The organism is Paenibacillus sp. FSL H7-0703, from assembly GCF_038003485.1.
Classification (GTDB): Bacteria; Bacillota; Bacilli; order Paenibacillales; family Paenibacillaceae; genus Paenibacillus; species Paenibacillus polymyxa_B.
On the sequence record NZ_JBBOPF010000001.1, the window covers coordinates 2657038 to 2682294 of the forward strand.

General features: G+C 43.5%; 28 protein-coding genes. 10 read left to right on the top strand and 18 right to left on the bottom strand.

The genetic code is table 11. The annotated features are described in order from the left end of the window. Positions 1-197: 197 nt before the first annotated feature. Positions 198-1148, bottom strand: coding sequence for a bile acid:sodium symporter family protein (locus MHB46_RS11585; protein ID WP_165178860.1), 951 nt, complete (start codon positions 1146-1148; stop codon positions 198-200). A 241-nt stretch (positions 1149-1389) separates the two neighbouring features. On the opposite strand from MHB46_RS11585, the gene MHB46_RS11590 reads away from it, so the two are divergent. Beyond that, the gene (locus MHB46_RS11590) at positions 1390-2145 is read left to right on the top strand and encodes a tryptophan-rich sensory protein (protein ID WP_165178859.1); all 756 of its coding nucleotides are present in this window, start codon (positions 1390-1392) and stop codon (positions 2143-2145) included. A gap of 329 nt (positions 2146-2474) precedes the next feature. Here MHB46_RS11590 and MHB46_RS11595 read toward each other — a convergent pair whose 3' ends face one another. Beyond that, a complete protein-coding gene (locus MHB46_RS11595; protein WP_069290971.1) occupies positions 2475-2855 on the bottom strand; it encodes a RidA family protein in 381 nt (126 codons plus the stop codon). A gap of 263 nt (positions 2856-3118) precedes the next feature. On the opposite strand from MHB46_RS11595, the gene MHB46_RS11600 reads away from it, so the two are divergent. Together MHB46_RS11600 and MHB46_RS11605 are read left to right on the top strand one after the other, a co-directional pair. After that, the gene (locus MHB46_RS11600) at positions 3119-3646 is read left to right on the top strand and encodes an RNA polymerase sigma factor (protein WP_165178857.1); all 528 of its coding nucleotides are present in this window, start codon (positions 3119-3121) and stop codon (positions 3644-3646) included. Then, entirely contained in the window at positions 3643-4911 is a 1269-nt protein-coding gene (locus MHB46_RS11605) for a DUF4179 domain-containing protein (RefSeq protein ID WP_341162397.1), read from the top strand. The genes MHB46_RS11600 and MHB46_RS11605 overlap by 4 nt, the downstream gene beginning before the upstream one ends. A gap of 77 nt (positions 4912-4988) precedes the next feature. Here the strand turns inward: MHB46_RS11605 and MHB46_RS11610 are convergent, their stop codons facing one another. The 6 genes from MHB46_RS11610 to MHB46_RS11635 form a co-directional block, all read right to left on the bottom strand. After that, a complete protein-coding gene (locus tag MHB46_RS11610) occupies positions 4989-5708 on the bottom strand; it encodes an NAD(P)H-binding protein (RefSeq protein WP_341162398.1) in 720 nt (239 codons plus the stop codon). A gap of 48 nt (positions 5709-5756) precedes the next feature. Continuing rightward, positions 5757-7202, bottom strand: coding sequence for an ATP-binding protein (locus MHB46_RS11615; protein WP_190298517.1), 1446 nt, complete (start codon positions 7200-7202; stop codon positions 5757-5759). A gap of 173 nt (positions 7203-7375) precedes the next feature. Then, on the bottom strand, positions 7376-8878 hold the full coding sequence (locus tag MHB46_RS11620) for an HD-GYP domain-containing protein (protein WP_341162399.1): 1503 nt from the start codon (positions 8876-8878) through the stop codon (positions 7376-7378). 785 nt (positions 8879-9663) lie between these two features. Beyond that, positions 9664-9972 (bottom strand): hypothetical protein, encoded by a 309-nt coding sequence (locus MHB46_RS11625; protein ID WP_023986779.1) that lies wholly within the window; start codon positions 9970-9972, stop codon positions 9664-9666. Between the two features lie 99 nt (positions 9973-10071). Next, positions 10072-10194: a hypothetical protein gene (locus MHB46_RS11630; RefSeq protein WP_257785344.1), complete on the bottom strand. Its 123-nt coding sequence runs from the start codon at positions 10192-10194 to the stop codon at positions 10072-10074. Between the two features lie 338 nt (positions 10195-10532). Further along, positions 10533-10862 (bottom strand): hypothetical protein, encoded by a 330-nt coding sequence (locus MHB46_RS11635; RefSeq protein ID WP_023986776.1) that lies wholly within the window; start codon positions 10860-10862, stop codon positions 10533-10535. A gap of 141 nt (positions 10863-11003) precedes the next feature. On the opposite strand from MHB46_RS11635, the gene MHB46_RS11640 reads away from it, so the two are divergent. After that, positions 11004-11372, top strand: coding sequence for a VOC family protein (locus MHB46_RS11640; protein ID WP_209940887.1), 369 nt, complete (start codon positions 11004-11006; stop codon positions 11370-11372). On the opposite strand, the gene MHB46_RS11645 is transcribed toward MHB46_RS11640, so the two are convergent. The 3 genes from MHB46_RS11645 to MHB46_RS11655 form a co-directional block, all read right to left on the bottom strand. Continuing rightward, positions 11357-13021 (bottom strand): CoA-disulfide reductase, encoded by a 1665-nt coding sequence (locus MHB46_RS11645; protein ID WP_341162400.1) that lies wholly within the window; start codon positions 13019-13021, stop codon positions 11357-11359. The genes MHB46_RS11640 and MHB46_RS11645 overlap by 16 nt on opposite strands. A 181-nt stretch (positions 13022-13202) precedes the next feature. Then, a complete protein-coding gene (locus MHB46_RS11650) occupies positions 13203-14495 on the bottom strand; it encodes a homocysteine synthase (protein WP_341162401.1) in 1293 nt (430 codons plus the stop codon). 152 nt (positions 14496-14647) lie between these two features. Further along, on the bottom strand, positions 14648-15286 hold the full coding sequence (locus MHB46_RS11655; RefSeq protein ID WP_341163734.1) for a flavin reductase family protein: 639 nt from the start codon (positions 15284-15286) through the stop codon (positions 14648-14650). 98 nt (positions 15287-15384) lie between these two features. Here MHB46_RS11655 and MHB46_RS11660 point away from each other — a divergent pair, with 98 nt between their 5' ends. After that, complete coding sequence (locus MHB46_RS11660; protein ID WP_209940884.1) at positions 15385-16074, top strand: ArsR/SmtB family transcription factor; 690 nt, start codon at positions 15385-15387, stop codon at positions 16072-16074. Positions 16075-16098: 24 nt separating this feature from the next. Here MHB46_RS11660 and MHB46_RS11665 read toward each other — a convergent pair whose 3' ends face one another. Genes MHB46_RS11665 through MHB46_RS11680 form a run of 4 tightly spaced genes read right to left on the bottom strand, consistent with a single transcriptional unit; the run spans position 16099 to position 18107 of the window. Beyond that, positions 16099-16683, bottom strand: a complete 585-nt coding sequence (locus MHB46_RS11665) for a hypothetical protein (protein ID WP_341162402.1) — start codon at positions 16681-16683, stop codon at positions 16099-16101. Further along, on the bottom strand, positions 16680-17273 hold the full coding sequence (locus tag MHB46_RS11670; protein WP_341162403.1) for a dienelactone hydrolase family protein: 594 nt from the start codon (positions 17271-17273) through the stop codon (positions 16680-16682). Before MHB46_RS11670 ends, MHB46_RS11665 begins: the two co-directional genes overlap by 4 nt. After that, positions 17257-17538 (bottom strand): aminoglycoside 6-adenylyltransferase, encoded by a 282-nt coding sequence (locus tag MHB46_RS11675; RefSeq protein ID WP_341162404.1) that lies wholly within the window; start codon positions 17536-17538, stop codon positions 17257-17259. The genes MHB46_RS11670 and MHB46_RS11675 overlap by 17 nt, the downstream gene beginning before the upstream one ends. After that, a complete protein-coding gene (locus MHB46_RS11680; protein ID WP_341162405.1) occupies positions 17535-18107 on the bottom strand; it encodes an aminoglycoside 6-adenylyltransferase in 573 nt (190 codons plus the stop codon). The genes MHB46_RS11675 and MHB46_RS11680 overlap by 4 nt, the downstream gene beginning before the upstream one ends. 175 nt (positions 18108-18282) lie before the next feature. On the opposite strand from MHB46_RS11680, the gene MHB46_RS11685 reads away from it, so the two are divergent. From MHB46_RS11685 to MHB46_RS11695, 3 genes are all read left to right on the top strand, one after another. Then, positions 18283-18825: a GNAT family N-acetyltransferase gene (locus MHB46_RS11685; protein ID WP_061830017.1), complete on the top strand. Its 543-nt coding sequence runs from the start codon at positions 18283-18285 to the stop codon at positions 18823-18825. 17 nt (positions 18826-18842) lie between these two features. Next, entirely contained in the window at positions 18843-19208 is a 366-nt protein-coding gene (locus MHB46_RS11690; RefSeq protein WP_023986767.1) for a cupin domain-containing protein, read from the top strand. Positions 19209-19285: 77 nt separating this feature from the next. Beyond that, positions 19286-20185: an alpha/beta hydrolase family protein gene (locus MHB46_RS11695; protein ID WP_341162406.1), complete on the top strand. Its 900-nt coding sequence runs from the start codon at positions 19286-19288 to the stop codon at positions 20183-20185. Positions 20186-20321: 136 nt separating this feature from the next. Here the strand turns inward: MHB46_RS11695 and MHB46_RS11700 are convergent, their stop codons facing one another. Both MHB46_RS11700 and MHB46_RS11705 read right to left on the bottom strand, forming a co-directional pair. Further along, on the bottom strand, positions 20322-21137 hold the full coding sequence (locus MHB46_RS11700; RefSeq protein WP_103046830.1) for a DUF2935 domain-containing protein: 816 nt from the start codon (positions 21135-21137) through the stop codon (positions 20322-20324). Between the two features lie 195 nt (positions 21138-21332). Further along, positions 21333-21566, bottom strand: coding sequence for a hypothetical protein (locus tag MHB46_RS11705; RefSeq protein ID WP_341162407.1), 234 nt, complete (start codon positions 21564-21566; stop codon positions 21333-21335). 294 nt (positions 21567-21860) lie between these two features. Here MHB46_RS11705 and MHB46_RS11710 point away from each other — a divergent pair, with 294 nt between their 5' ends. Next, complete coding sequence (locus tag MHB46_RS11710) at positions 21861-22868, top strand: SPRY domain-containing protein (protein WP_341162408.1); 1008 nt, start codon at positions 21861-21863, stop codon at positions 22866-22868. Between the two features lie 257 nt (positions 22869-23125). Here the strand turns inward: MHB46_RS11710 and MHB46_RS11715 are convergent, their stop codons facing one another. Next, positions 23126-24181 carry an acyltransferase family protein gene (locus tag MHB46_RS11715; protein ID WP_341162409.1) on the bottom strand — a complete coding sequence of 352 codons (1056 nt, stop codon included), beginning with the start codon at positions 24179-24181 and terminating at the stop codon, positions 23126-23128. 421 nt (positions 24182-24602) lie between these two features. Between MHB46_RS11715 and MHB46_RS11720 the strand changes: the two genes are divergently transcribed. Next, positions 24603-25244, top strand: coding sequence for a hypothetical protein (locus MHB46_RS11720; RefSeq protein WP_341162410.1), 642 nt, complete (start codon positions 24603-24605; stop codon positions 25242-25244). Positions 25245-25257: the final 13 nt, after the last annotated feature.

A 25257-nucleotide genomic window follows, 5' to 3' on the forward strand; every position in this document is an offset into this window, starting at 1 on the left:
GAAGCCGAATACGAATTCGATGCAGTTTTCCTTCCATAACGAACTTAAACTCCTGTTGCTTACTTAAATACAGTGGTTGTAATAACCACAGTATAAAGATCCGCAACTACAAAGTCAAATCTATCCTTTCTGACCTTCTCTAAACTGTTCGAAGAAGCTGAACCGCAGCTACTTATCACAAGCCACTGACAAAGCTTTTAATGGTTCCCGGCTGTGCTGTTCTTCTCCTCCCGGCGGGAAAACCAGGTCGCGAGCAACGAGCCGGAAATATTATGCCACACGCTAAAAATCGCACTTGGTACAGCAGCAATCGGGTTAAAGTGAGCTGCTGCAAGCGCAGCGCCCAGTCCGGAATTCTGCATTCCCGTTTCCAGCGTAACAGCTTTACGCTTGGAAAGATTCATACCGAATAGCTTGGCAAACCAATATCCAAGCAGGAACCCGATACCATTATGCAAAATAACCACACCAAAAATAATCGGACCTGTCTCCAAAATCTTGCCTTTGCTGCCTGCAACCACAATAGCCACGATGAGTACAATCGCCAGTGTTGATATGAGCGGCAGCGCCTGAACACTGGCTTCTGCCTGTTTGCGAAATAGCGACTTAACGATAACACCCAGCACTATGGGGACAATAACTACGATGAGAATATCCATGATCAGCGACTTCGCATCAATATTCATCCAACGTCCAGCAAGCAGGTTAATCATCGCCGGAGTAGCCAGTGGAGCAATCAGCGTTGACACCGAAGCAATCGATACGCCCAATGCCACGTCGCCTTTGGATAAGAGCGTCATTACGTTGGAGGCAGTTCCACTCGGACAACAGCCTACCAAAATGACACCTACCGCAATATCCGGTGGCAGCTGCAATACTAATGCCAATCCAAAGGCCAGAAACGGCATAATCAGATAATGCCCGACCACACCAATAGCCACATCCACTGGGCGCCGGAATACTTCACGAAAGTCAGCCGCAGATAAAGTTAATCCCATCCCAAACATGACCATGCCCAGAAATAACTGTATGTATCCTTTCAACCCTGTAAACGCCGCAGGAAAGAAAAATCCCAAGCATGCAAATAAAAGTACCCAGATGGAAAAGGTTCCTCCTACAAATTTCCCTACTTTCTCCAAGCCATTCATTCTACTTATCTCCTTACTTCTATATAAGTCGAATCTGAGGAATTTCAGCTTATATAGTGCTTAAAATTTTCACCATTGTACTACATATGACTGCATATACATACAACTTTTTATGATTATACTGGGATCAAGAAACTTTTTCCGTTAGGACATATTCGAAAGCAAAGTGGGTATATTCATAATAGAAGTTGTGACCAGTCGGTCATTTTGGATCATCATTCGTTGAGGAGGAGATATCCCTATGTCACGAAGTCATCCGTATAAATGGTGGAATATTATTGCATTTATCGCTGTCGTTCTCGTTAACATTCTGGCTTCTACACTTCCTATCGGCGGCAGAAGCACTGCTGCTGTATCCAACATGTACCCTACCTTGATCACACCAGCGGGTTATGCTTTTTCCATCTGGTCGGTCATCTACGTACTGCTCGCCTGCTTTGTCGTGTACCAAGCTACACCTACAGGGCAATCCAAGACAAGCGTTCAGTCCATCGGTATTTTTTTTATTCTAAGCTGTCTCTTCAATATCATCTGGATTTTCCTCTGGCAGTATGTATACGTAGAGCTGTGTGTCATCGTCATTATTCTATACTTACTTTCCCTGAGCGTCGTGTATGTACGTACCCGCACGCCGCAGCCAACCCTTGGAGAAATGTGGTTCGTCAAGCTACCGTTCAGCCTCAATCTCGGTTGGGTATCCATTGCTACTATTATCAACATTGCAGTGGCACTGGAAAAGAATGAATGGAGTGGCTGGGGACTCAGCGATACGACATGGGCGATTATTATCCTGCTCATAGGCACCGCATTGGCGATCATGGTCAGCTTCCCTTATCGCGACAGCATTTATCCTCTCGTATTTGTATGGGCCTATGTCGCCATCGCCGTCGAGCATCCCAACAATGAAAATGCACGGCTAGCCGCATTGATCTTGGCGGCAATCATTCTGGTGTACGCGCTATGGCTATTCTTTGCCCGTAATCGAGACCGGGATTAAAGAAAACGAATATGATCTCTAGCAAGAACAAGCGAGTTTGGGTCTGAATCATCTAGCCCAAGCTCGCTTGCTTTGTTTATTCATTTTATCCAATATGATTAGGTATAGACTTTAATCAAATCTATAAGCTTGCTTGTCGAGTGATCTGCATTTGTTTTCTTCATATTGAAAATGTAATCCGACCTTTTTTCATACATACGAAGAATCATGTCAACAAATCGTTCAGATTCCAAACAAAACACATTAAATTTGAGCAAACGGGTGTCTCTATTTAACAGGGACACCCGTTTGCCATGCAAACTTTTTATTTTATGAACGGATCTTTCAGACTATTCGCCCTTCAATGCAATGACTTCAATCTCTACCAGTGCATCCTTAGGCAGACGAGCTACCTCCACCGCACTGCGTGCTGGGTAGGGTTGTTCAAAGAAAGAACTGTACACCTCATTGACGCTGACAAAATCGTTCATGTCCTTCAGGAATACAGTCGCTTTCACAACCTGGTTCATGTTGCTGCCTGCCTCTTCCAGAATGGCTTGTACATTGCTCAAGGACAGGCGTGCCTGCTCCTGTACATCCTTACCAAACTCACCTGTTGTCGGATTCAGTCCAAGCTGTCCCGAAGTGTAAATAAACCCGCCTGCCTCTACCGCTTGGCTATAAGGGCCGATAGCACCGGGTGCTTTTTCAGTAGCAATTGTTTTTTTCATATGGGTTGGATTCTCCTTCCTGATACTGGTTCACCGTATTATAGCATGTGCAGTCCAAAGCCACTATTCCGTGCGACGGAATAACGCACAGGGTTTCTTTTAAGACACCCCATTGCGACGGTGCTATATTTTTTTATTTCCGCTGTAACCTTTAGCACCTATGTATCATCTAACTCCTATAACCAGCTACAAAATAAATTTTATAAATCCAGATACAGGTACAATGAACATAGCTAGTATAGACGGGAAAGGGGCACCATCCTTTGAATCTCGAAACAAACTTACACCAAGCAAGGCAGGGAGACCGCAAGGCATTCGTCGCCTTGATGAAACATATGGAATCCGATATGTATGGCATGGCGCGTTCCATTCTTCGCAGCAATGAAGATTGCGCGGACGCGATGCAAGAAGCGATGCTCAAGGCATACCAGTCTCTGGGTGAGCTGCGTGAACCTCGTTATTTTAAAACATGGCTGCTTCGTATCCTCATTAATGAGTGCCATCTCATTATCCGCAAGCAAAAACGGATCTTACCCGTGGCGGAATTTATAAAGGAACCCTCCACCTCGGGCGGATATGAAAAAATCGAACTGCGCGAGGCCATCGACCACTTGGAGGAATCCATGCGAACCGTAATTTCCCTGCACTATTTGCGCGATATGCCGATCAGAGAAATATCAGAGGTACTGGATGTATCAGAGGGGGCCGTCAAAACACGATTGCACCGTGCTCGCAGAATATTAATGGACCTGCTACAAAATCGTGGAGAAAGGAAGGTGACCTTTCAATGAGCCCTTCAGAGATTGAGAAACAGAATCAAGAGCTGGATCGGAAATTACAATCAGAAAAAGTAAACTTGGACGCAGACACGGTAATGATTCCCGATTTGGTAAGAGAACGCTTAGATGCATTTTACACACAAATGGAATCGGATGGGGGGCCGTTATCCAAGTCTCCTTCCTTACATCGACCGGGCAAAAAATTTCTCCGGGGAACCGCAATTGCCGCTGCTTCTGCGGCTGTCATTAGCGTTATGATCATCGGTAGCGCCTTTGTTTCGCCTACAATGGCAGAATCATTAAAGCAGGTCCCCCTTGTAGATAGCGTGTTCAAGCTTGCTGGGGATCTCGGGCTGCAAACCGCTGATCAGAAAGGATTGGCAACTTCCTCGAATCTCAGTGTTACCCATAGCGGTATTACATTAAAGGTACCACAAATCATATTTGACGGGACACGCTTGGTCGTGGCGTTGGAAAAGAGCGGCGGAGATTCACAACATCAAACCCTATATCCGGCGATCCAAACGCAAGGACAGCCCGAAGAGGACATTCTGGAGAAAGTGGACCTGTTCATCAATGGGACATCGGTCAATAGCAATAACGGCGCCTTTAATTTCATGTATGGCCGCCCAGGCAAAGATAGTAATTCTATGCTGATTGCGTATATGCGTGACCCTGCCAGTGGTAAACCCGCCTTACCAGATCAGTTTGAGCTAGAGATATATGCAAAGTTAAAAGGTGTAGCCGAGCCGTTTCGCATACAAGCCACGGTTCACAAAACTAAAATAAATAACAAGATACTTCAGCTGCAAATGAGTAAGTCTAATCCGTATCTTGCATTTATGGCAGAAAAGGTAGAAATCACACCCATCACGACCAAGATCACAACGTCATTCAAAATGCTGACCGATATTGCACATATGCCGGATGATTACACCGTGGAGCGAGAGTACAATGACATCAAAAACGGACAAACGATCCAGTACACCAAAAAGGAATTGGATATGCTTGATTATGCTGTATTCGACGAGCAGGGAAGAGAACTCCAACTCCTAAGCGGCTCTGGAGTTCCCCTTACCAAAGAACGTAACAGCAAAATGATCACCCTTTTTACTCCTTTTGTGGACACTCCCCAGAAGATCATCTTCAAGCCTTATATCTTGCCAACACAACCAGGAGGCAGTGCCCTACTCGATGCTAATGGCAACTGGACACGTCATTATATTGATGAATTAGAGATTACGATAGATGTGTCGCAACATACAAACCGCCAATAAAACACAAATAACGCCGCTGTTGTCCGAATCATCGGGCAGCAGCAGCGTTATTGTCATTTTAAACCCTAGCCGTGGTTTTATACGTTCTCATCAGGAGCTGCTCCTGTACCGGGTTTCTCATCATCGGATGTTAGTTCTCCTCCGATGACTCGAATGATGTCGCTCGGATAAATATGTACGCCGCTCGCCTGCGCGAGGGCAATTCGTACCATGGCTCGTGCGATGACCGAGGCCGGGATAGCGCGGTAGGAAGCGAGCTTGCCCGTCATCAGGCCGTCCAGTGCCTTCATGACAACAGCGGCAGCGGCTTCGCCCAAACGTCGTTCAGGTCTCGCGCCCAAAATCAGCGACGGACGGAACAAATGCAGCGCAGGCAATCCGACAGCAGCAAGCGCCTCTTCAGCCTCACCCTTGATACGATTATAAAACACGCGTGAGTCTGGATCGGCACCCATCGCAGAGACCGCAAGCATCTGTACCGCTCCAGCTTCTTTGCCCAACTGGGCTGTCAGCACCGGGTAGTCCAGATCCACCTGACGGAACTGCTCCTTGGAGCCCGCCTTTTTCATCGTTGTCCCAAGGCAGCAAAAAACATCATCCACTCCTTCGAAGGCGAACGCCGCTTTCTGCGGCTGTTCCCAATCGATGAGCGCCTGCTCCAGCTTGGGATGCTTGATGTCCAATGGACGTCTGCCCATAACCATGACGTGGTTGTATTCCTTTTGCACCAGCAGCTCTCGTACAACATAACCCCCGACAAGCCCTGTTGCACCCACAACGACCGCTTTGCGTTCCATGATAGACCTCTCCTTTGTGCCATAGCGCTCCTGCTCCTACAATTGCGATTAGGTTAATTTAAACGGCTGTTCGTCCGCCTCCTTGCTTTTGGACGGACACATCGGTAGGTACAGGGAAAATGTACTTCCCTTGCCCTCCTCACTCTCCAGACGGATAAACCCGCCCAACAAGCGGGAAAAATCACGGCTGATGGACAATCCCAACCCAGTTCCTCCATATTTACGATTAATGGAACCGTTCGCCTGCTGGAATGCCTCAAAAATAACATGCTGCTGAAGCTTGGAAATGCCGATGCCCGTATCTTTTACAGCAAATACAACCCAATCTCCCTCTTGTCCCTTTCGATCCAGATGTTGTGTGCTGATTTCCAGCAATACACGTCCTTCATGAGTGAACTTAAAGGCATTGGACAACAGATTACGCAAAATTTGCTGTACGCGTTTGGAATCAGACCTGATTTCATTCGGTATAGGCTCATGCTCCTTCAAGCTGAATTCCAGATTTTTATCCTTCGCTGTGACTTCAAAATGCATCATCATCACCTGCGCAATCTCACGCACACTGACTGGCTCACTTACGATTTCCATGTGCCCAGCCTCGACCTTGGATAGGTCCAGAATATCGTTGATCAATTGGAGCAAATCATGCCCGGAGGCATAAATTAGATCACTGTACTGGTCTAGCTCGTCCTCATCCAGCTCTTTTCCCTGCTCGTTGATAATTTGCGCCAGATTAATGATGCTGTTAAGAGGTGTACGTAACTCATGCGACATCGTTGCCATAAAATCTGATTTATATTGGGAAGCCATCATCAGTTGCTTGGCACGTTCCTCTAGAATGACCTTTGCCTTCTGCAACTCATCTCGCTGCTCAGATAACAACTCATTCGCCTGCTTAATCTGATGATTGCGCTGTTGCTCCATCTGAAAGTCCCGTAAAATCAGAGCAAATAAAAAACTGAGGACGATGCCGATTGGCAGTGTAAGAGGAACAACCTCCGCTACATAATAGCGCCAGGGAATGACGCCTAGACAGGCAATATTTAACGTATTTACGATATTAACCGCTAAAATGGTTACCGATGCCTTGATAATCAAACGCCAGGTGGAACGGCGCATCCAGTAATTCAATCCAGCGCACAGGACACCCAGAATGCTCATATTCAAAAAGCCGACCCACGCCGCCATATGCAGGCCGAAGGTAAATCTCGTAAGTCCGATTGCGACCCCAATAATAATAAGCGTATAAGAGCGAGGATACACCAACGCCGCGATAATCAGCGGTACGAAACGCAGATCAAAAATAACTGTTTCACTAAAGTTAAAACCAAAGCAAGAGCTGACCCATCCGCCAAATATCACTAGCAGCACCGAGCTGACATATTTGAACCGCGAAGAGGTACGACTCAAACCATATTTATAAATCACGTTCGCCACATAGGCAACGGCAATCAGCATCCCCAAATTCATTAAAAACATCATTGAAAATTGCATGGACTCACACTCCCATAGCGCAAAAAATTGGATGCCAGGCCTATGTTAACCGCGTTTGCCTTTCTTGTACATCATAACATGAAGCCCCATCTTTCGACATGTCAAAAGATCTTATATCCGTATATAAAAAAAGCGAACCTCAATGGCTCGCCCTAGTACTGATACCTATAGAGTCAGCTTGTGATGCCTTTGTTCCGGCGCCACTCTTTGACAAATAATTCGGCAAAATAAGGGTCCCATTGGGTTCCCTTTCCCTCTTCCAATATCATAACCGCCTTCTCTTCCTTCATACCTTGCCGATAGGGACGATCAGACGTCATCGCATCATAAGCATCCGCTACAGCAATGATTCGCCCGAATAAGGGGATATCTTCCCCTGCGAGCTGGTCAGGGTATCCCTTGCCATCATAACGCTCATGGTGCGAGCGCACGCCGGGCAAATAAGGGGCCATAGCATAAGCCGGCTCAACTTGCCGGAGAATGCTCTCTCCCATAACCGGGTGCATTTTAATCTGATCAAACTCCTCGTCCGTCAGCTTGCCGTCCTTGAGCAGCACAGCGTCAGCTACGCCGATTTTACCGATATCATGCAGCAAGGCTGTTTTGCGCAGCAAGTCGAGGTCCGTCTCATTCAAACCTCCCTTGCGCCCAATGAGTACGGAGTATTCAGCTACACGCAAAGAATGTCCTGCTGTATAGGCATCTCGCGCATCCAGTGCTGCCGCCAAGGTGGCGAAGTAACTGTCCAATAGCTGACCGTTCTTTTCTTCCCGTTCCTTCAGGCCCTCGATCATCATGTTAAATCCTTCGACCAGCTCCGCAAATTCGTCCGAATACAAATCGCTGGCATTACTGTTCAGGCGGCCTTCCTTCACTTCATTCATTTTTTCCAGCAGATGGTGGATCGGTTGTTCGATCTCACGGGTCAGCAACCTGCCGCCCAGATAAGCAAAGGCTACACCAAAAATTAAAATCGTACCCGCCCAAGCCCAATAGGAGCTAGAATCCGTCGCCTCCAAACGTTCCAGGCGAATCTGTGTAGCTAAACAAAATAAAAATAAAGGAAAAGCACCAATGAGCGTCGCACTTAACTGAAATTTATGCCGAAGCGATAGCAGGACTCGTCCTCGCAGAGACAGGTTTAATCCATATTGCTGGTAGGTTCGATCACGAATTTCCTCCAGAAGCGGTTTGATTGCTCTCATTGTCAGGAAAAATTCAACCAGTGCGTGCATCGAAGCAACCAGACAAGCTCCTATACAGGCGATTCCTACATAATACAAGGGAAAGGTAAGTTGTCCAGTATGTATCATCCATAAGGCAATGACGGCTGCCGGGATAGAGAAGCCTAACAAATGCGGTCCAACAATACGTAAAACTGACAAATTAGGCAGATGATGAACCCGGATATACACCGCTTCTACATCCTTGAGTGTTTCCTGATTGCCGTAAAAAAAACGATGAACGGGTCTCAAATGCATTCGAAACACTATGGTTTCACAAGCAATCATAATGACGCTGGAAAATGCAATAATTTTTACAAGACCCAGAATTTCATAGTGGGCTACATTTAACGTGGAAAATACAAAAATCATACCTACCAACAATACAGCGATAAACGAACCTATAATATAGTTCAGGATAACATGCTGAATAAAACGCTTATAGGTCGGCAAATTGCTACCCCTCTTTTCATCCGTACACTCTAAAATATCTTGTGTATTCAATATCGGAGTCCATCCATCAAAAGTTTACCTTCTTGCTCGAGCATTTTACATAAATACGAGGACGGCTTTTAATCTGCAATTTATAGATGGAAAATCATCTTATTCTTAATTAAGAAACTCGCGAGGGAAGGACATTTTAGACAACATTTTTTCCAGTCTATCATCAAAAAGCAAAAAATGACTTGTGTTTTATAATCATTCTAGCTATACTATTAGAATATGTATTAACCCCATAAGATTCCACGCAACAAGCTATTACTCCTAATCACCGTATGGAGCTTCTCCAAATTTTATGTATAACCCTAATGTAGAATTTTGAGCTTTTGCCGAAGATTTTCACATTCACACTGGCGCGGTCATCGGAGCCGCAAGGACGAAAGAGAGGTAGGGCTTTTGTCGTTTGGAAAATGAACAGTGGAATCACACTGCCCCTTATGAACATGCTGACCATATAATGCAAGGTAGCAGGGGTTGAATATATATTATGCCATCAAACGATGAAGTTTGAGCAGGCCGTGCAGTATATGCAAACTGCACCATCCTCCGGATGATCCCCGGGGGATTTTTCATATACGGAAAGCATATCTATGAACAAAAAAGTGGCCCTGCCGATACATCGGCAGGGCCTATAGCTTGATCAAAAAGGGGTTAATAGGGTCATTATAGTCTCGCTTTCTTAAAACTAAATGATATGCACCTTAAAAACTCATTAATTTTCCAGTTTTATATACCTTCTAATAATTCGTCCAATATTCTGTACCATCGGGCGGCATCGTTTGCGTAGTGGAACGTCTTGTTTCCGCTTGGGTGCGCCTTTGGGTCGAGGGACGTTCCCACCCTTCCAGTAAAACAACATGCTGGGTACCTGAATTGTTTTCCCAAGTGATGTAACGCTCCTGTTCCATATGTCGCAAGGCGACTGTAATTTCAGCGTCTCGCTTGCCTGTTTTTACGGTCAATTCCGCCATTGTGGGCATGTGGCGATGCTGGGCGAAATAATTATACAAAATACGTAGCAGCTTTCGTTCCAAATCTGGCAACATCGTCTTCCCTCCTACAAAGAACATATGTTCCCATTATAACATATAAAAATGCACCCTCCTACTGGAAGATGCATTCGGGCTTGTATGCCCATGTTGAATTTAGTTTTTTTCCTTCTCCTGACGACCAATAGAGCGTAACCACCAGGCGATTCCACCAACACTTCCAAGTGCCAGAACCGTTAAGAAAATAATATAGAACAAATGAAATGCACGATCACTCATGGCAATCGCCTCCTTACTTTATGTATACACTTTCCAGCTAAGCCTGTAAACCTCTTTTTAGTCCCACATTCTAATTTTCCCCAAGCCCTCGACAATAGATACTTGCTTGAGATCCATCGGTACATACTAACTCAAAGTGGTTAATACCAAATATGAGACAGACCAAGGAGGTTATTGAATATGAAATTCCTATTGATCGTGATCATCGTCGTGCTGATCGTTGTATTGCTTATGAGAAGACGCAGATAAGCAGAGTCATCCTCCATCGTTAAAAAATACAAAAAAAGGCTTTCGGCACATCACCGAAAGCCTTTATCCCTCTGAGGTTAAGGCTAAAATTACGCCTTGTTCTTCTTGTTATATTTAATAAAAGCAATTACAAGCGCTACAGCAAACAATATTCCGCTGACCACCCATGTTGTCAGAAATGCCATACCCAAACCGACATTAGACCCCATCGTCGGGTGATTCATGGCAGTAAACACTGATCCCTGCATCATAAATATGGTACAGAACAAAACAACGGGCGCTAAAATAATCGTGCTTGCTGTCTTCCGAGTACCAGATACTGCGATCACGCACAGAGCGGAAATCACCAAGATCACCCAATATATAACTGCTTCCCAAATCACTGAAGTGCCCACCTGTTCAACCTCTTTTCTATCCATTCGTATATGCCTATTCTATTGTAACAGACGTCACACAGTGAACCAAGCCATAATTTGATCAGAAAAGGGGTAAACCCTGCGGATAACGTAAATAATGTACAGTAGCGATCCTACACCAAAGACATGAAAGGAAATGATCCCATGAGAAGTGCAAGTCCTTTTGTCATTGTAAACGATGTGCAGCAGTCCATTGATTATTACCAATCGGTGTTAGGCGGGAAAATCAAAGTGTTAAACAAGCAGGAAGGCAGACTCTTGCACGCTGAACTTCACCTGGGTAGCAGTCATATCCATTTTTCAGATTCCTACGGTAAACCGCTGAAAGCGCAGCATGTCCAAATCATTCTCGACTGTGAAAGTGAGGACGAGCTTAAGCAAGCTTACCACGCACTAACAGAAAAAGGTACCGTTACCGTGGAGCTACAAGATACTTTCTTTGGTGCGCTGCACGGCGAAGTAACGGATCACCTCAACCAGATTGGATGGGTGATGAACTATTTTAAGAGATGATCACGTTCAGCCATAACCGAATACGTCTTATAGCCACCATCAACGTTCCTCACCCGATAACCGTATTGAGTCAAAATTCTGGCCGCAATATAGCCTCGCAGACCGACTTGGCAGGATACCGCGATCTCCAGATCACGAGGGATTTCTGCCATCCGCTCTCTAATCTCGGCCAGAGGAATATGAACAGAACCTGGAATGGCTCCTGCCTGTAGCTCCACCGCATCCCTTACATCAATTATAAGACCACCATTGCGGTGAAAATCATCAACTTCATGCCACTGTATCGTTTGGACCAGCCCATCCATGATATTCGAAGCCACGTAACCCGCCATATTCACAGGGTCTTTTGCTGAAGAATAGGGAGGTGCATAAGCAAGTTCAATATCAGCCAGTTCACGGACGTTCAAATGGCCACGAATAGCCGTCGCAATGACATCAATCCTTTTGTCTGCTCCATCAGCTCCAACAGCCTGCGCCCCATAGATCATCCCGTTCTCAGGATTAAAGAGCAGCTTCATAGCAATGGGTGATGCGCCAGGGTAATAGCCGGCATGCGAACCAGGATGAATATGAACAGCCTGATAAGGAACGCCCAGCCGCTGTAATGTTTTTTCATTATTACCTGTAGAAGCTGAAGTCAATGCAAAGGTCTTAATTACGGATGTTCCAAGCGCCCCATCATAAGAAATTGCTTGACCGTTAATATGATCCGCTACCAAACGCCCCTGACGATTGGCTCCCCAAGCTAGTGATACCATCGTTGCAAACCCATGATTGCGGTCTTTGACCTGGATGGCATCCCCCACCGCATAAATGGCCGGATCGCTGGTTTGCAGTTGGGCGTTGACCTGAATGGCGCCGCGAAAACCAAGTTCCAATCCGCTTTGCTTGGCCAACTCATTTTCAGGAACAACACCGATCGCCAGAATAACCATGTCCGTCTGAAGCACACCCCCGGAGGTCAAACGAAGTTGTGTACCCTGCTCATCAAAAGCCGTGACTCCTTCCTCTAAACGCACCTCCACCCCGTTCAGCTTCATATGTTGTTCCACCCATTTGGCCATTTCAGGGTCTAGCGGATTCAGCAATTGTTGTCCCATGTCAATAATGGTTACTGCAAGTCCACGCTCCCGCAGATTCTCGGCCATCTCCAGCCCAATAAATCCGGCCCCGATCACCGTGACATGCTTGGGATGCCTTTCATCTACATATGCCTTAATAACGTCCGTGTCATGAATGTTTCTTAATGTAAATACATTCACAGCTTCATGTAATCCGGGAATGTCCGGTATCATCGGTTTGGCTCCTGGCGACAATATCACAATATCGTACGGCTGCTCATCCGTTTCCCCTGTAATCATATCGCGGAAGCGGACGAGCTTCTGCTCGCGGTCTATTTGTAACACTTCTTTCAGTACCCTTACATCTATATTAAAACGGTCTCTTATCCCTTGAGGCGTCTGGAGAAACAGCTTCTCCCGCGCATGGATTGTCCCGCCAATATAGTAGGGAAGGCCACAGTTCGCAAAAGAAACATGCTCTCCGCGTTCAAACAGAATAATCTCGTCTTCCTCATTCCATCTACGCAATCTCGCAGCAGCAGAAGCTCCACCTGCTACCCCGCCAATAATAACTATTTTCCTACCCATTTCTTCCCCTCCTTATATACCCTATGGGGTATAATATATACCTATGGGGGTATGATGTCAACACGCAAAAAAAGACGGAGGTCGCCCCCCGCCTGATCAACCCTGAACGAATACTGATCTGGGTCGAAAAATCACTTGCGATGCTACACGATTGCTCTGTCACACTTAGTCTAAGAAGGGTCTACTGCTGGCTGGCCGCGATCGCCTGCTCCAGATCGTACAAAATATCGTCTATCGCTTCTGTCCCGACAGATAGGCGTAACAGCTCTGGTTTGACTCCGGCAGCGACCTGTTCTTCCACATTCAACTGCTGGTGTGTTGTGCTTGCCGGGTGAATAATTAAAGACTTGGAATCACCCACATTCGCCAAATGAGAAAATAGCTTTACATTCGCAATTAGCTTGCTTCCCGCTTGGCTTCCACCTTTAATACCGAAGGTCAGAATCGCTCCCTGTCCCTTTGGCAAGTATTTCTGAGCTAATTCGTAGGACGGGTGGCTTGGCAGCCCGGTGTAGCTGACCCACTCCACATCCTTGTGGCCTTCGAGATATTGCGCTACCTTCAAGGCATTTTGACTATGTCTCTCCAACCGCAGATGAAGTGTCTCCAAGCCCTGAAGCAGCAGCCATGAATTAAACGGAGAAATGGCCGCTCCCAAGTCCCGCAGCAATTGCACCCGTGCCTTGATAATATATGCGATAGGTCCCACCGCCTCGGTGTAAACAACTCCGTGGTAGCTCGGGTCCGGCTCAGTCAGTCCAGAGAAACGACCACTCGCTTTCCAGTCAAACTTGCCGCTGTCCACGATCACCCCACCAATAGACGTACCGTGTCCGCCAATAAACTTCGTTGCAGAATGCACGACAATGTCTGCTCCGTATTCAATAGGACGCAACAAGTAAGGACTTGGGAACGTATTATCCACAATCAGCGGAATACCATATTCGTGCGCAATCGCCGCTACAGCTTCCACATCCAGCACATTGCCCTGTGGGTTACCAATCGTTTCGGCAAATAATGCCTTCGTCTTATCCGTAATGGCATTACGGAAGTTCTCTGGATCATCCGAATCGACAAAATGTACTTTAATGCCCAATTTCGGCAGTGTCGTAGAAAATAGATTATATGTACCGCCATACAGACTGGAGGCCGACACAATCTCATCCCCAGCTCCCGCAATGTTCAGGATGGAGAATGAAATCGCCGCCGCTCCCGAAGCCGTTGCCAACGCGCCAGCCCCGCCTTCCAACGCGGCGATCCGTTGCTCGAATACATCCGTGGTCGGATTCATCAGACGCGTATAAATGTTGCCGAATTCTTTCAGCGAGAACAAATCAGCCGCATGCTCCGCATCCCGAAATCCATATGAAGTGGTTTGATACAACGGAACGGCGCGGGCAAAGGTAGTAGGATCAATTTGTTGTCCGGCATGGACAGCCAAAGTTTCGAATGACAGCTTGCGTTCTTCTGACATGATTATTTCCTCCCTTGTTATACGTGCTGTATGAATCGTCTCTTCCTGTATGCGTACTCATGGATGATTTTTCAATCATTCTCGCACAAAAAGAACGATTTGGGAAGATAATTCTCATTATTCAGGTAGGATATTATAATTTTATTGAAATATCAGGTTTCAGATCTGAAGGTTTTGCCCAAATGCTCACCCAGACCAAAATAATGACGGAAATTATAGATGAGTGGGCTCCACTTTGTCGGATCAATATGGTTCTCACCGAGGATGATATCCTGATGAACATGCACCTGTATGGCTTGAGTTTCGACGATCGCAAAATAAGGAGAATGGTTAGGGATTCTCACATCCTTCACCTTGGCTTCAATTTGAATAGGACATTCCCTGATTCGGGCGGGCTTGACCCTATTCGACTCAATCGAAGTTAGTCCGCTGATCTCATACTTATCTTTATGGTGCATAAATCCATTTTCCTTCTTTTCCGCTGGAACAGGATTCTTGCCTGTATAAGGAGCCAAACGTTCTACATTTTCCCACATGGAAGGACCCGGGACGTTGATTACACATTCGGGATGCCGCTCCATATTTTCTAATGCTTTGCCACCAATTCCAATACCTAGTACCACACAATCTCCTAATGCCCACGAGGAGGAAATGGGGCTAATATTGGTTGTTCCATCCTCATTCAGCGTGTTGAGTAAAATCACAGGGGTTCCGTAATATAAAATGCTAGGGTTAATCGTTTTAACGTCTGGGCTATGATTCATCTCATTCATCTGATGTATTGGGTTCATCATCTCTTCTCCTTCTATTCAGATCTACCTCCCTATTGTAAAATATAAATATTTCAACCTTCATCGAAGTATGGATTACAAAGGGGGATAACCGTGCCATGAGTACCAAGTCAAATGTAGCCATGATTGCTTCTCTTGTTAGCGAGCCTTCCCGTGCAGCTATACTCACCGCTTTATTAGACGGCAGGTTCCACACGGCAAGTGAATTGGCCCATATGGCAGGCATCAAACCGCAAACAGCCAGCTTCCATCTGGCAAAAATGACCGAGGCACAAGTCGTTACTGTGGAAAAACAAGGGCGGCACCGTTACTATGGCATTCAAGACCCCGAAGTTGCCCGGGTGATGGAGTCATTTTTATCCATAGCTCCGCCTGTCCCTATCCATTCATTCAAACATGCCTCTGAAAACGAGGCCCTACGGTTGGCAAGAACTTGCTACGATCATGTTGCGGGTCAATTAGGCGTACAGCTCATGAATTTTTTCATTCAAAAGGGGATTCTTTTCGAGGATCAGGACGGGCTTCATATCACGGAACCAGGAGAGGCTTTCTTCACTGACTTTCAGATTGATCTAAAAAAAACAAGACAAAAGCGCCGCTCCTTCTCACATAAATGCCTGGATTGGAGTGAACGACGCCATCACCTTGCAGGTGCTTTAGGAAGTGCTGTTCTAGACAGATTATTCGAATTAAATTGGATCGAGCGTCTGCCCACAACCCGAGCGATACGTATTACAGCCGATGGTAAAAGAGGTTTTAAAGAGATATTTTCGATAGAAGTCGACTAGATCGTCATAGTTCTAGTCCTTCTCTTATTCCGCATTGGATTTTATGATTGGAGACAAGGCCAGTTGTTTTCTCGTCATTGGACGGACATAGGCATAATTGTTTTTTGGAGCCTTTCCCTTTGCTACACCTGCTTTATATCTTCCAGCTCCAGCCGGGATGGCGACCAAGGTTCCGTACGTTCTCATCGCTCGTTCAATCGGGAAAGATGTAGAACGCGTTCCGTCTGTAGATCCGGCAAAATGGACCGCGGCCGCATAGTTGTTCAACCGATCGTTACTGTCATTCAACCATACGGAACCTGAATCTCCAGGCCCAGTTCGTCTCTGGGTAAAACGAATGACCGTTTGATCACGGAAAATCTTGATTCCCGAATCGCCTCTCACCCTTTGTTCCACGCCAATCGCCTCCACGACTCCTCTGGCAAAGCCGTTGGTTTTAGCCATTCTTTTAAACGTCATTCCCAGACGGTAGCTCAATAAGTGCCCGGGTACGGTAATGAGGCCACCACTCTGGTTAATCAGATACCTCGGGTTAAGCAGACTGTTTGAATTGGCAATAGCAATGAAAAAGGTGTGGGCTGGAAGCAAACGACTGCTTTTATTGATCAACCTTCCTTGAAGAAGTTTACCATTTCTTTAAATGATTGCTGAGCTGAGTGTACGTTATATCGGGGAGAGTACGGGTCACTGAATCCGTGCTGTCCACTGAATTTATGTACCCGGATATTACGGTTGTCTAAAGTTGAAATGAGCTCATCCACATTAAATGATGGTTCTTCCTGTGGGAAAAAAAGCAGTATTGGACCATGTGGAGCTATTTCTAAATAATTTCTAATACGAGAGCCATAGTATCCTACGATTCCATCAACATACTTTTCTTTACTACACAGCCAGGCAATCGTTGCCCCTATGCTAAAGCCGACGATAAATACCTTTTTATAACGAGCTCGATTACTTAATAATAAACTTTCGATATGATAGAAAGCGCGGTCAAATCCTACATTCTCCATAAAATTGGTGTAGGCAGTTTCCTCTTGCGAATAGTCATAAGGCGTTTCCTTGCCTAGTAAATTTGGACAAATGACGTCATAACCCTGATCTGATAATAGGCTACAAAAATTTTGTATATGCTGGTTAATTCCATAAATCTCATGCAGCACAACAATTAGGGTGTCCGACTTTTTATCTATGCTTATCATATTGTCCCCCTAACCAGTTTTGAATATGGGAAAATAATTCATCCGGATACGCGTATTTATACTTAGCTGCCACTTCCGAGGATAATCGTTTGAACAACTCAAAGGATACGACCAGTGCTTCCCAACTATGATTGGGATCATATTCCCCAAAAGATTTTTTCAAATCAGCAACGACATCTTGATCAGCCCATTCATTTATGAATTTCCCTGCATGCCAAGTATCATATTCCGATCCATGTACAGCTTTTGCATGCCACTCTATCATTTGCAGCAGTAATTACAGTCCATATCTCTTTGCTTAGCTACCCACAGATCATTGCGCAAAATTTGTTTAGCCACATAGAGAGAGGCGAAGCAATACATGTTAACAACCTGTAGATAAGCACCTTCAGATATCGGAGGAGTAACCGTGATCGTAGTGGTTTGAGGGATGATTTGGTTTCCATTTCCCGTCTTATCGAGCAGCATCCTGACCCCCCGCTGAAACCCTTCAGGAATACGTCCATTTTTGATTATATGATCCAGATCGGATGTATGACGGAATAGAAAATCAACCTCAGCCCCTTGGTCAAAGAGAACGAGTTTTTCCGGATCTCCTTTTGCCGTTCGAAACATAAAGCTGGTCCAAACCTTGCCGATGTTTAGTAACCATTGATCATTTTGAAGATAGTAATCTGGATTCGTTGAAAAGACGACTACATCCAAGTCAGAAAACTCATCAAAAGGTTTGTCCTCTCTTGCCCGGGACCCAACGATATAAACCGCAATAATTTCCTCATTAGAGATTCCCCATTCGGATATACGCTCCTCAAGCACTTCGTAAGCATTATTCATTACAATATATCCTCCTTTTTTAGAAAACATTATATCCAATCCAATAATTATGGTATATATTTTTAGTTAACATTCAAAGGAATGCTGCCTGATATACACCATTCATCAAATCATTTCCCAATCTTCATCCTGTGATATAATTCTTTCAATATTACAGTTTGGAAGGATGGTGCAGATGTCGGAGCAGCAAGTATACATCCGGTTCTCTGAGGAAACGGACGCCGCAGAATTGGCAGCAATGTACAAGCGCAATCAGGAGTTCTTTGATAAGTTTTCGCCAAACAACCAAGAGAAGTACTATACGGAGGAGTACCAGCTCCAGACGATTATTAAGAGCAAGACCGACATGATGGAGGATCGGAAATATTCCTTTGTGGTATGCCACAAGGAGGACGACCGGATTATAGGCAGCATAGGTCTATCTTTTGTGGTGAGAGGACCGCTTCAGAGCTGTATGATCGGATACAGCCTAGACCAAGCATATAACGGCAAGGGTTATACGACGGAGGCGGTGAAGCAGGTGGTTCGCTATGCTTTCGATGAGCTAAAGTTTCACCGGATCTTCGGGGAAGCCTCTCCTCGGAATCCAGGATCCATCCGCGTGCTTGAGAAGGCTGGCTTTCACAAAGAAGGCATCTCTCGAAGCAACGTAAAGATCAACGGAAAGTGGGAGGATCACCAGGTACTGGCGATTATAAATCCGTCTGAGGATATCTAGTTTAAAAGGAGGGTATTATGAAGTATCAATCCATCAAACTGCATGAAAAGTTATCTAAATTTAGTGATCATTGGTCTCCGAAAGTTATTGGTGAAATGAATGACTATCAATTTAAATTGGTGAAAATAGTTGGGGATTTTGTATGGCACGATCATCAAGATACCGACGAGGTCTTTATTGTACTTGAGGGCGAGATGTTCATTGATTTTAGAGATGGACGGGTACAGGTTTCTCAGGGAGAAATGTTTATTGTGCCTAAGGGAGTCGAACACAAGCCTTTCGCACATGAAGAGTGCCATATCATGCTAGTAGAGCCGAGAGGTGTAGTAAATACTGGAGGAGCGGAGTCAGAATTAACGGCAGTCAATGATATTTGGATTTAAAATGCAATAATGACAAGCTTTAATACAGAATAAACATACGTATTTTGTGCTAATTCGAGAAAGGAAAGGTATGGTGGATGATAAGAAACGCAGAATTTAAGAATAGTTATGCAGGATGGCGAGAAGTAGAAATAAAGGATTCCTCCCTAGGCATTACATTTCCCATGACGGTAATGTATCCAGCGGACGAGCCCGAACAAATAGAGCGATTGGGTCCATACCAGTTAGAGTTGGCGAGAGAGGCAGAGCCATCGGAAGGAAGGTTCCCTTTGGTTATCATCTCTCACGGTACTGGCAGTACGCCGCTTGTGTATCGGATTTTGGCGCAGCATTTAGCACGCAACGGTTTTATTGTCGGCATTCCAGAGCATCCATTTAACAATCGTAATGACAATAGTTTGGAAGGAACAGCCCAGAATCTTATCTATAGACCTAGACATCTTAATATGTCCACCGACTGGTTTTTTGATAGTATGCTGTTCAAGGACAAATTAATACAGAATGCTGTGTCGCTCATCGGACATTCCATGGGCGGTTACACGGCATTAGCAGCGGCGGGTGGGGTGCCGACTTCTTTTCCTCACGAGACCCCGGACGGGAAACCTCAGCTTATAGAGGCTACACCAAATCACCGAGTAAAATGCCTCGTTTTACTCGCACCAGCGTCGGTCTGGTTTCGAACTGAAGGTAGCCTGCGTGCGGTTAATCTACCTATCTTAATGATGGATGCAGAGAAGGATCAGTATACTCCTTCTTTACATGCGCGTATAATATTGGATGGCGTGCCAGATCCTAAGAAGGTACAATATAAAACCGTAAAAAACGCCGGACATTTCTCCTTTCTGAGTCCTTTCCCGGAATCGATGAGGACTCCGGCATTTCTCCCATCGCAAGACCCTCCCGGCTTTGATCGCGAGCATTTCCATAGGAAGCTTAATGCTGACATATTGGATTTTCTATGTACTCATACACGTTAGTTGGATGGCAACAGCGGCTGTCTAAGACTTTATTTTTTAAGTCTTGGTCTGCCGCTGTTTTGATTTTTTGGTTCAGTCTAAAGCTTTATTTCCACTGGATATTTTACAGAAACTGTACTCTTTTTACTGGGCTCTCTCAGTGCATGATTTCTCTCTTATTCACCTTAACACCTGATAAGGATTGATCAAACATATCGAGAATAAAAAGGAACCTCTCCGCTTCACGAAATACATGATCGGCCAATAAAGGATGGATAATGCTTTTTATTCGGCACTCGTCGATTAAATCGCGCGCTGTTTTCTTAAAATCACGCAAAGACTTCACAGAGACACGGTTTTCATCAACAAATTGACTCAGGAGTGGAACGGTTTGTGACTGTGGCCGCATATGACTTAGGTCAATCGCTTGAAACATCAGCATATCAAAATCATTACTAAACTCCCTAGCTTGTTCAACCAGTTTACGCTCGGATGGATCAAGCAAATGGCCTATAAATTTTGCGTGATCAGCCATGATTTTTAAGAAAAATACATTTTCATCAATAATTGCATCAGGTAATGGTTCAAGCTTTCCTGAATTGAGTTCCCCTAAACGATTTCTGAAATAATTGGCTTCCCGGCTTACGTGATCTACCAGTAAGGGAAAATTGGTTTGCCCAGGAAGTTTGCATTGTAATATAAGGCCCAATACCATTCTCTTAAATGCCCAAATATTTGTCGCCGCATTCTGAACTTCCGTATTAAACTCTTTGATTGTATAAGGATCTGTCTCGGTATTAAATTCATGCGACCTTTTCTCAATATCCTCAAAAATGGCGTAGAACCGATTGGCTTCTGTTTTAAGTTGAGTATCTTCCGCTCTAAAACCTAACCCTAGAAAAAAGGAATGCTCCTTCATGATCCTGGACCAAAATCGTATTTCATCTAATGAGCGTGAAACGAATGCATCCAATCATATCCCTCCTCTATGTGAGCAAAAAAGCACTTACTTAGTCATATGGGATATGCCTTGTCATTATGAATATCGAATCCTACGCCTCATACAATCTAATTCCGAAGTTGAGCTATTGTGACTCGTAACTCTGTTGCCTTATTTATGTACGTGAAATATTTCTCTATACTGGCTATTGACCGTCGGAGTTATTAGTTATTCTGGGTCCTCTCCTGATACTAGGTCTATTCGAAATTCAAGCTGGTCTCGCATAAAAATTTTACCCGCTATCTTAACTGATTCTGGCTTAACCTCCTCTATTACTCCCCCATAATCCTCAAATGTCACACGCAATTCCTCATCAACGAATACAACGTATACATGTGCCTGGACCAGAGCAGCTCCAAACAACTCCATGTCTGTCTTCAATACTTTATATGTGCGTTTCACGACGATCACCTCAAATATTCCATTCGGTGAACCACATGTAGACTCCTTCTGCTTTAAACATTTCTGTGTATGTATCATATATCTATTGTTTGTTACGAGGTTTAACCGGATGTTTCTTCGAAACCTCCAATCTAATGACTAGTGCCTTTATACTTTCGACGACCTACGTTCCTCTGGAAAAAATTAAATTCCATAATAATACTCATATTTGAATATATATCATTTAATGTTTGGACAATTCCCCCAATCTAATTCTATAATTCACTTGTTATTACATATATTTAGGAGGAAGTCATGAACAATATTATATTCAAAAAACTAGGAACAATAGTGTTAGCCCTTCTCATTGGAGCTTCGGTGTTTTCATTATTCCCTGCTGTTACAAAAGCTGAGACTACAAATGTAACTTGGTCCGATGGATCTCTAACAAAAACAATTCCTGAGTGGAATCAAACCGATATTGCTAATGTAGGTAAAAGCTCAGGGAAATGGTATTGGGAAGTAACCCTTAATAAAGGAAGCGGCGATATTGGAGTCGCAAATTCAGACAAGAAAAAACAAATCAGGTACACTGGTTATCATGGAGACAGTCATGGTCCTACGAGCCAATCTTTTGGCACAGGAAATTATAATTACGGGGCCGTTTATACAGTAAATGATGTCATTTCGGTTGCTTTAGATCTAAGTAATAACACAATAACCTTTTACAAAAATGGAGTTTCACAAGGTATTTCTAAGTACACTCCTTCTTTATTAGGCGATACTGTATATCCCTACATAAGAAACGATCAATTAAATGGTTTTGTTGTATATACTGCTAATTTCGGAGCAAGTGAGTTTAAATATTCTGTACCAGAAGGTTTTTTACCTTATCAAGATTCGGGTACATCTACAACACCTGATCCATCTACAAAACCCGATCCGTCCACAACACCTGACCCATCTACAAAGCCTGATCCATCTACTACACCGGATCCATCTACTACACCAGATCCATCTACTACACCGGATCCGTCTACAACACCTGATCCGTCAGATACAGATGGGGCCTCCCAACCAACTGGTGATCGCGCCATTCTTACTGTAACGATGGACAATGGATTTGATAAAGAATTCGATCTGAGTAAAAAAGAACTCAATGCCTTCATCGCTTGGTATGACGCTAAAGATGCTGGTAGAGGTGCTTCTTTCTTTGCCATTGACAAGCACAATAACAACAAAGGTCCATTCAGCAATCGCAAAGACTACGTAATCTTCAACAAAATTCTCACATTTGAAGTAAGCGAATATTCAACTAAATAAACATATGAAGGGCTTCATGTCGGCTAACATGCTGATGAAGTCCTTCTTTACATTTACTGTAATCTCGAGATCACGCCCAAATTGCTGTACTGGACGATACATTATTTCTAGACTAAAGGTTTGCAAATCGTTTGTTTCAATAAAAAAAGCACGGCTTCCAAAAAGCCTGGAAGCTGTGCTTAAGTTTAATAAAATACTCTCGAATGAGTGACCGTGAAGTACAATTCAGTAGTCTTTTCCAAACAGATAGTAAGACTTTACACTTGGCCCCCTACTTTGTTTGGATTGAGATCAATATTTTTTGTATACACTTTGGTATTAATGAGACTAATGATGCTGTTAACTACAATTGAAGTAAGTACCGTTAACAACGTTAGCCACAACAAGATCAAGATAGATACCTTGGGGAAGAAAACAATACTCTGAAAATAATAATAACAAAAAAAAGTGTGGGTTAACCAAATATTCATTGAATTTTTACCTAAGTAAGCAAAAGGTCTGGTTAGTTTTAATTTATTCATTAAATGAATACTAACGAGGATAAATAAAGGGGCAATAATCATATCAATTGTTGTCTTCTCAAATAGTTGACTCGTGGTACGAAAGCGAAATAACACTACAATTATTATAATATCAAACAGTATGTTATTAAATATGATGGAATTATAAATCTTACTCATCCATGAATACAAATTATATTTAGCAAAGAACAACCCTATCATAAACGGCAACTGCCAATACATAATACTGTAATAATTTCCTTGTGAATATGAATTATAAAAAACAAGACCGGAAATGAGTAGAGTTACCCATGCGTTACGTTGAAAGGCTTGAAAGGTGACCGGAAAAATTAATAGCAGCAGAATATAATCATATAAAAACCACCACTCACCATTATATGAACTGGATAGGGCTATAAAATTCCGCAAAAAATCCATTATTGAATTATGTTGAAATCTATCAGAATTTCCAAAGAAGTATAGACCAGCTGGGATAAAAAGCAAAAAAACAACCCAGTAATTTATCATTATTTTGCTTAATCTTGTAAAGCTTTTCTGCATTAAATGATGTGGATTTTGAACATTGCTCTTATATAATCCATAACCACTTAGAAACAAAAAAATAGATATTGCTATTTGACCAAAATGTCCTAAATAAAATTCCCCTCTTTCATGAAATAAACTAAATAATGAAACATAGTCATACTTTAATCTATCAGGAAAAGCGAAGAGGTGATGGATCAAAAGTAGTATTACAGCAATACCTTTTGCAATATTTGTTTCTGCAAGCTTTAATTCCTTGTCATGGTGCACACAATATCCTCTTTTCTAGTTGTAATTGAATAGAGATATATTAGCACAAACCAAAAATATAAAATATTTATTTTTTTAAATACCATAACACTCTCCATTTTTATACAAAAAAAACGGTCTCCAAAAGCGTATAGACCGCGCTTTGCTTGAGTTTTTTAGATACTATCGAAGGGGATTAGCCCCCGTCTTTGCGACGTTGCCTAATTTGATAGAATGAGTCATTTATACAATTTCTAACAATACAGTGCATCCGATATCGTATACTAAAAAAAATACCTTTAGAAAAGATTGAGCCACTGTTTATATCCTTGTTGTTAAAACTTAAAAGTATTATATATTCAACATTAATATTCGATAATAAAGGTAACAAGATAAAATGAGCAACTACCTCAACCGATGAGGATACACAGGAGAATTCGTCATGTTAAAAAAAGTTCTATCTATTGCTCTACTTTCTGTAGCTTTAACAGCTTGTGGAAGCAATTTTAAGGAAACAACGACAAGGTCTGGGTCTTCAAGTACATCCTTTGCTACTGAACAAACAGCAAGCAATGAAAGTACTGCCCAACAAGCTTCTACAAATGAGGTCACAGATAAAGAATATTTATTTGCTGAATTCTTGAAAGATGGAACACCCGTGTTAACAGAAGATCAAGCTTCTATGGAACAAACCTCTTATGACTTCATTGCTAAAAACAGTGACTTATTTCCTTCCACAGATAAAAGCAAAGTCATTAATCTAGTAGACAAATCCGTAACAACAAAACACTTAAATAAAAATTTGAACTTATACTTAAACAACTTTGTAAAAATAAGCGGGGATGTAATAGATATAGAAGAAGATAACATTCCTATAGGGACAACGGCTATCGTTTATATTAGTGATGAAAATGATAATACAGTAATGGCAGTTTATCCGGGAGCAAGTGGAGAAATTTTTGAAGGAGACGTTGCTACAGTTATTGGAGTTCCTATCGCTAATTTTTCATATGAAAATGTTTCAGGTGGCTATACGAATACTACACTGTTAGCAGCCTCTTTTCTCACGAAGGAAAATCAATAAATTTTAATCAAGT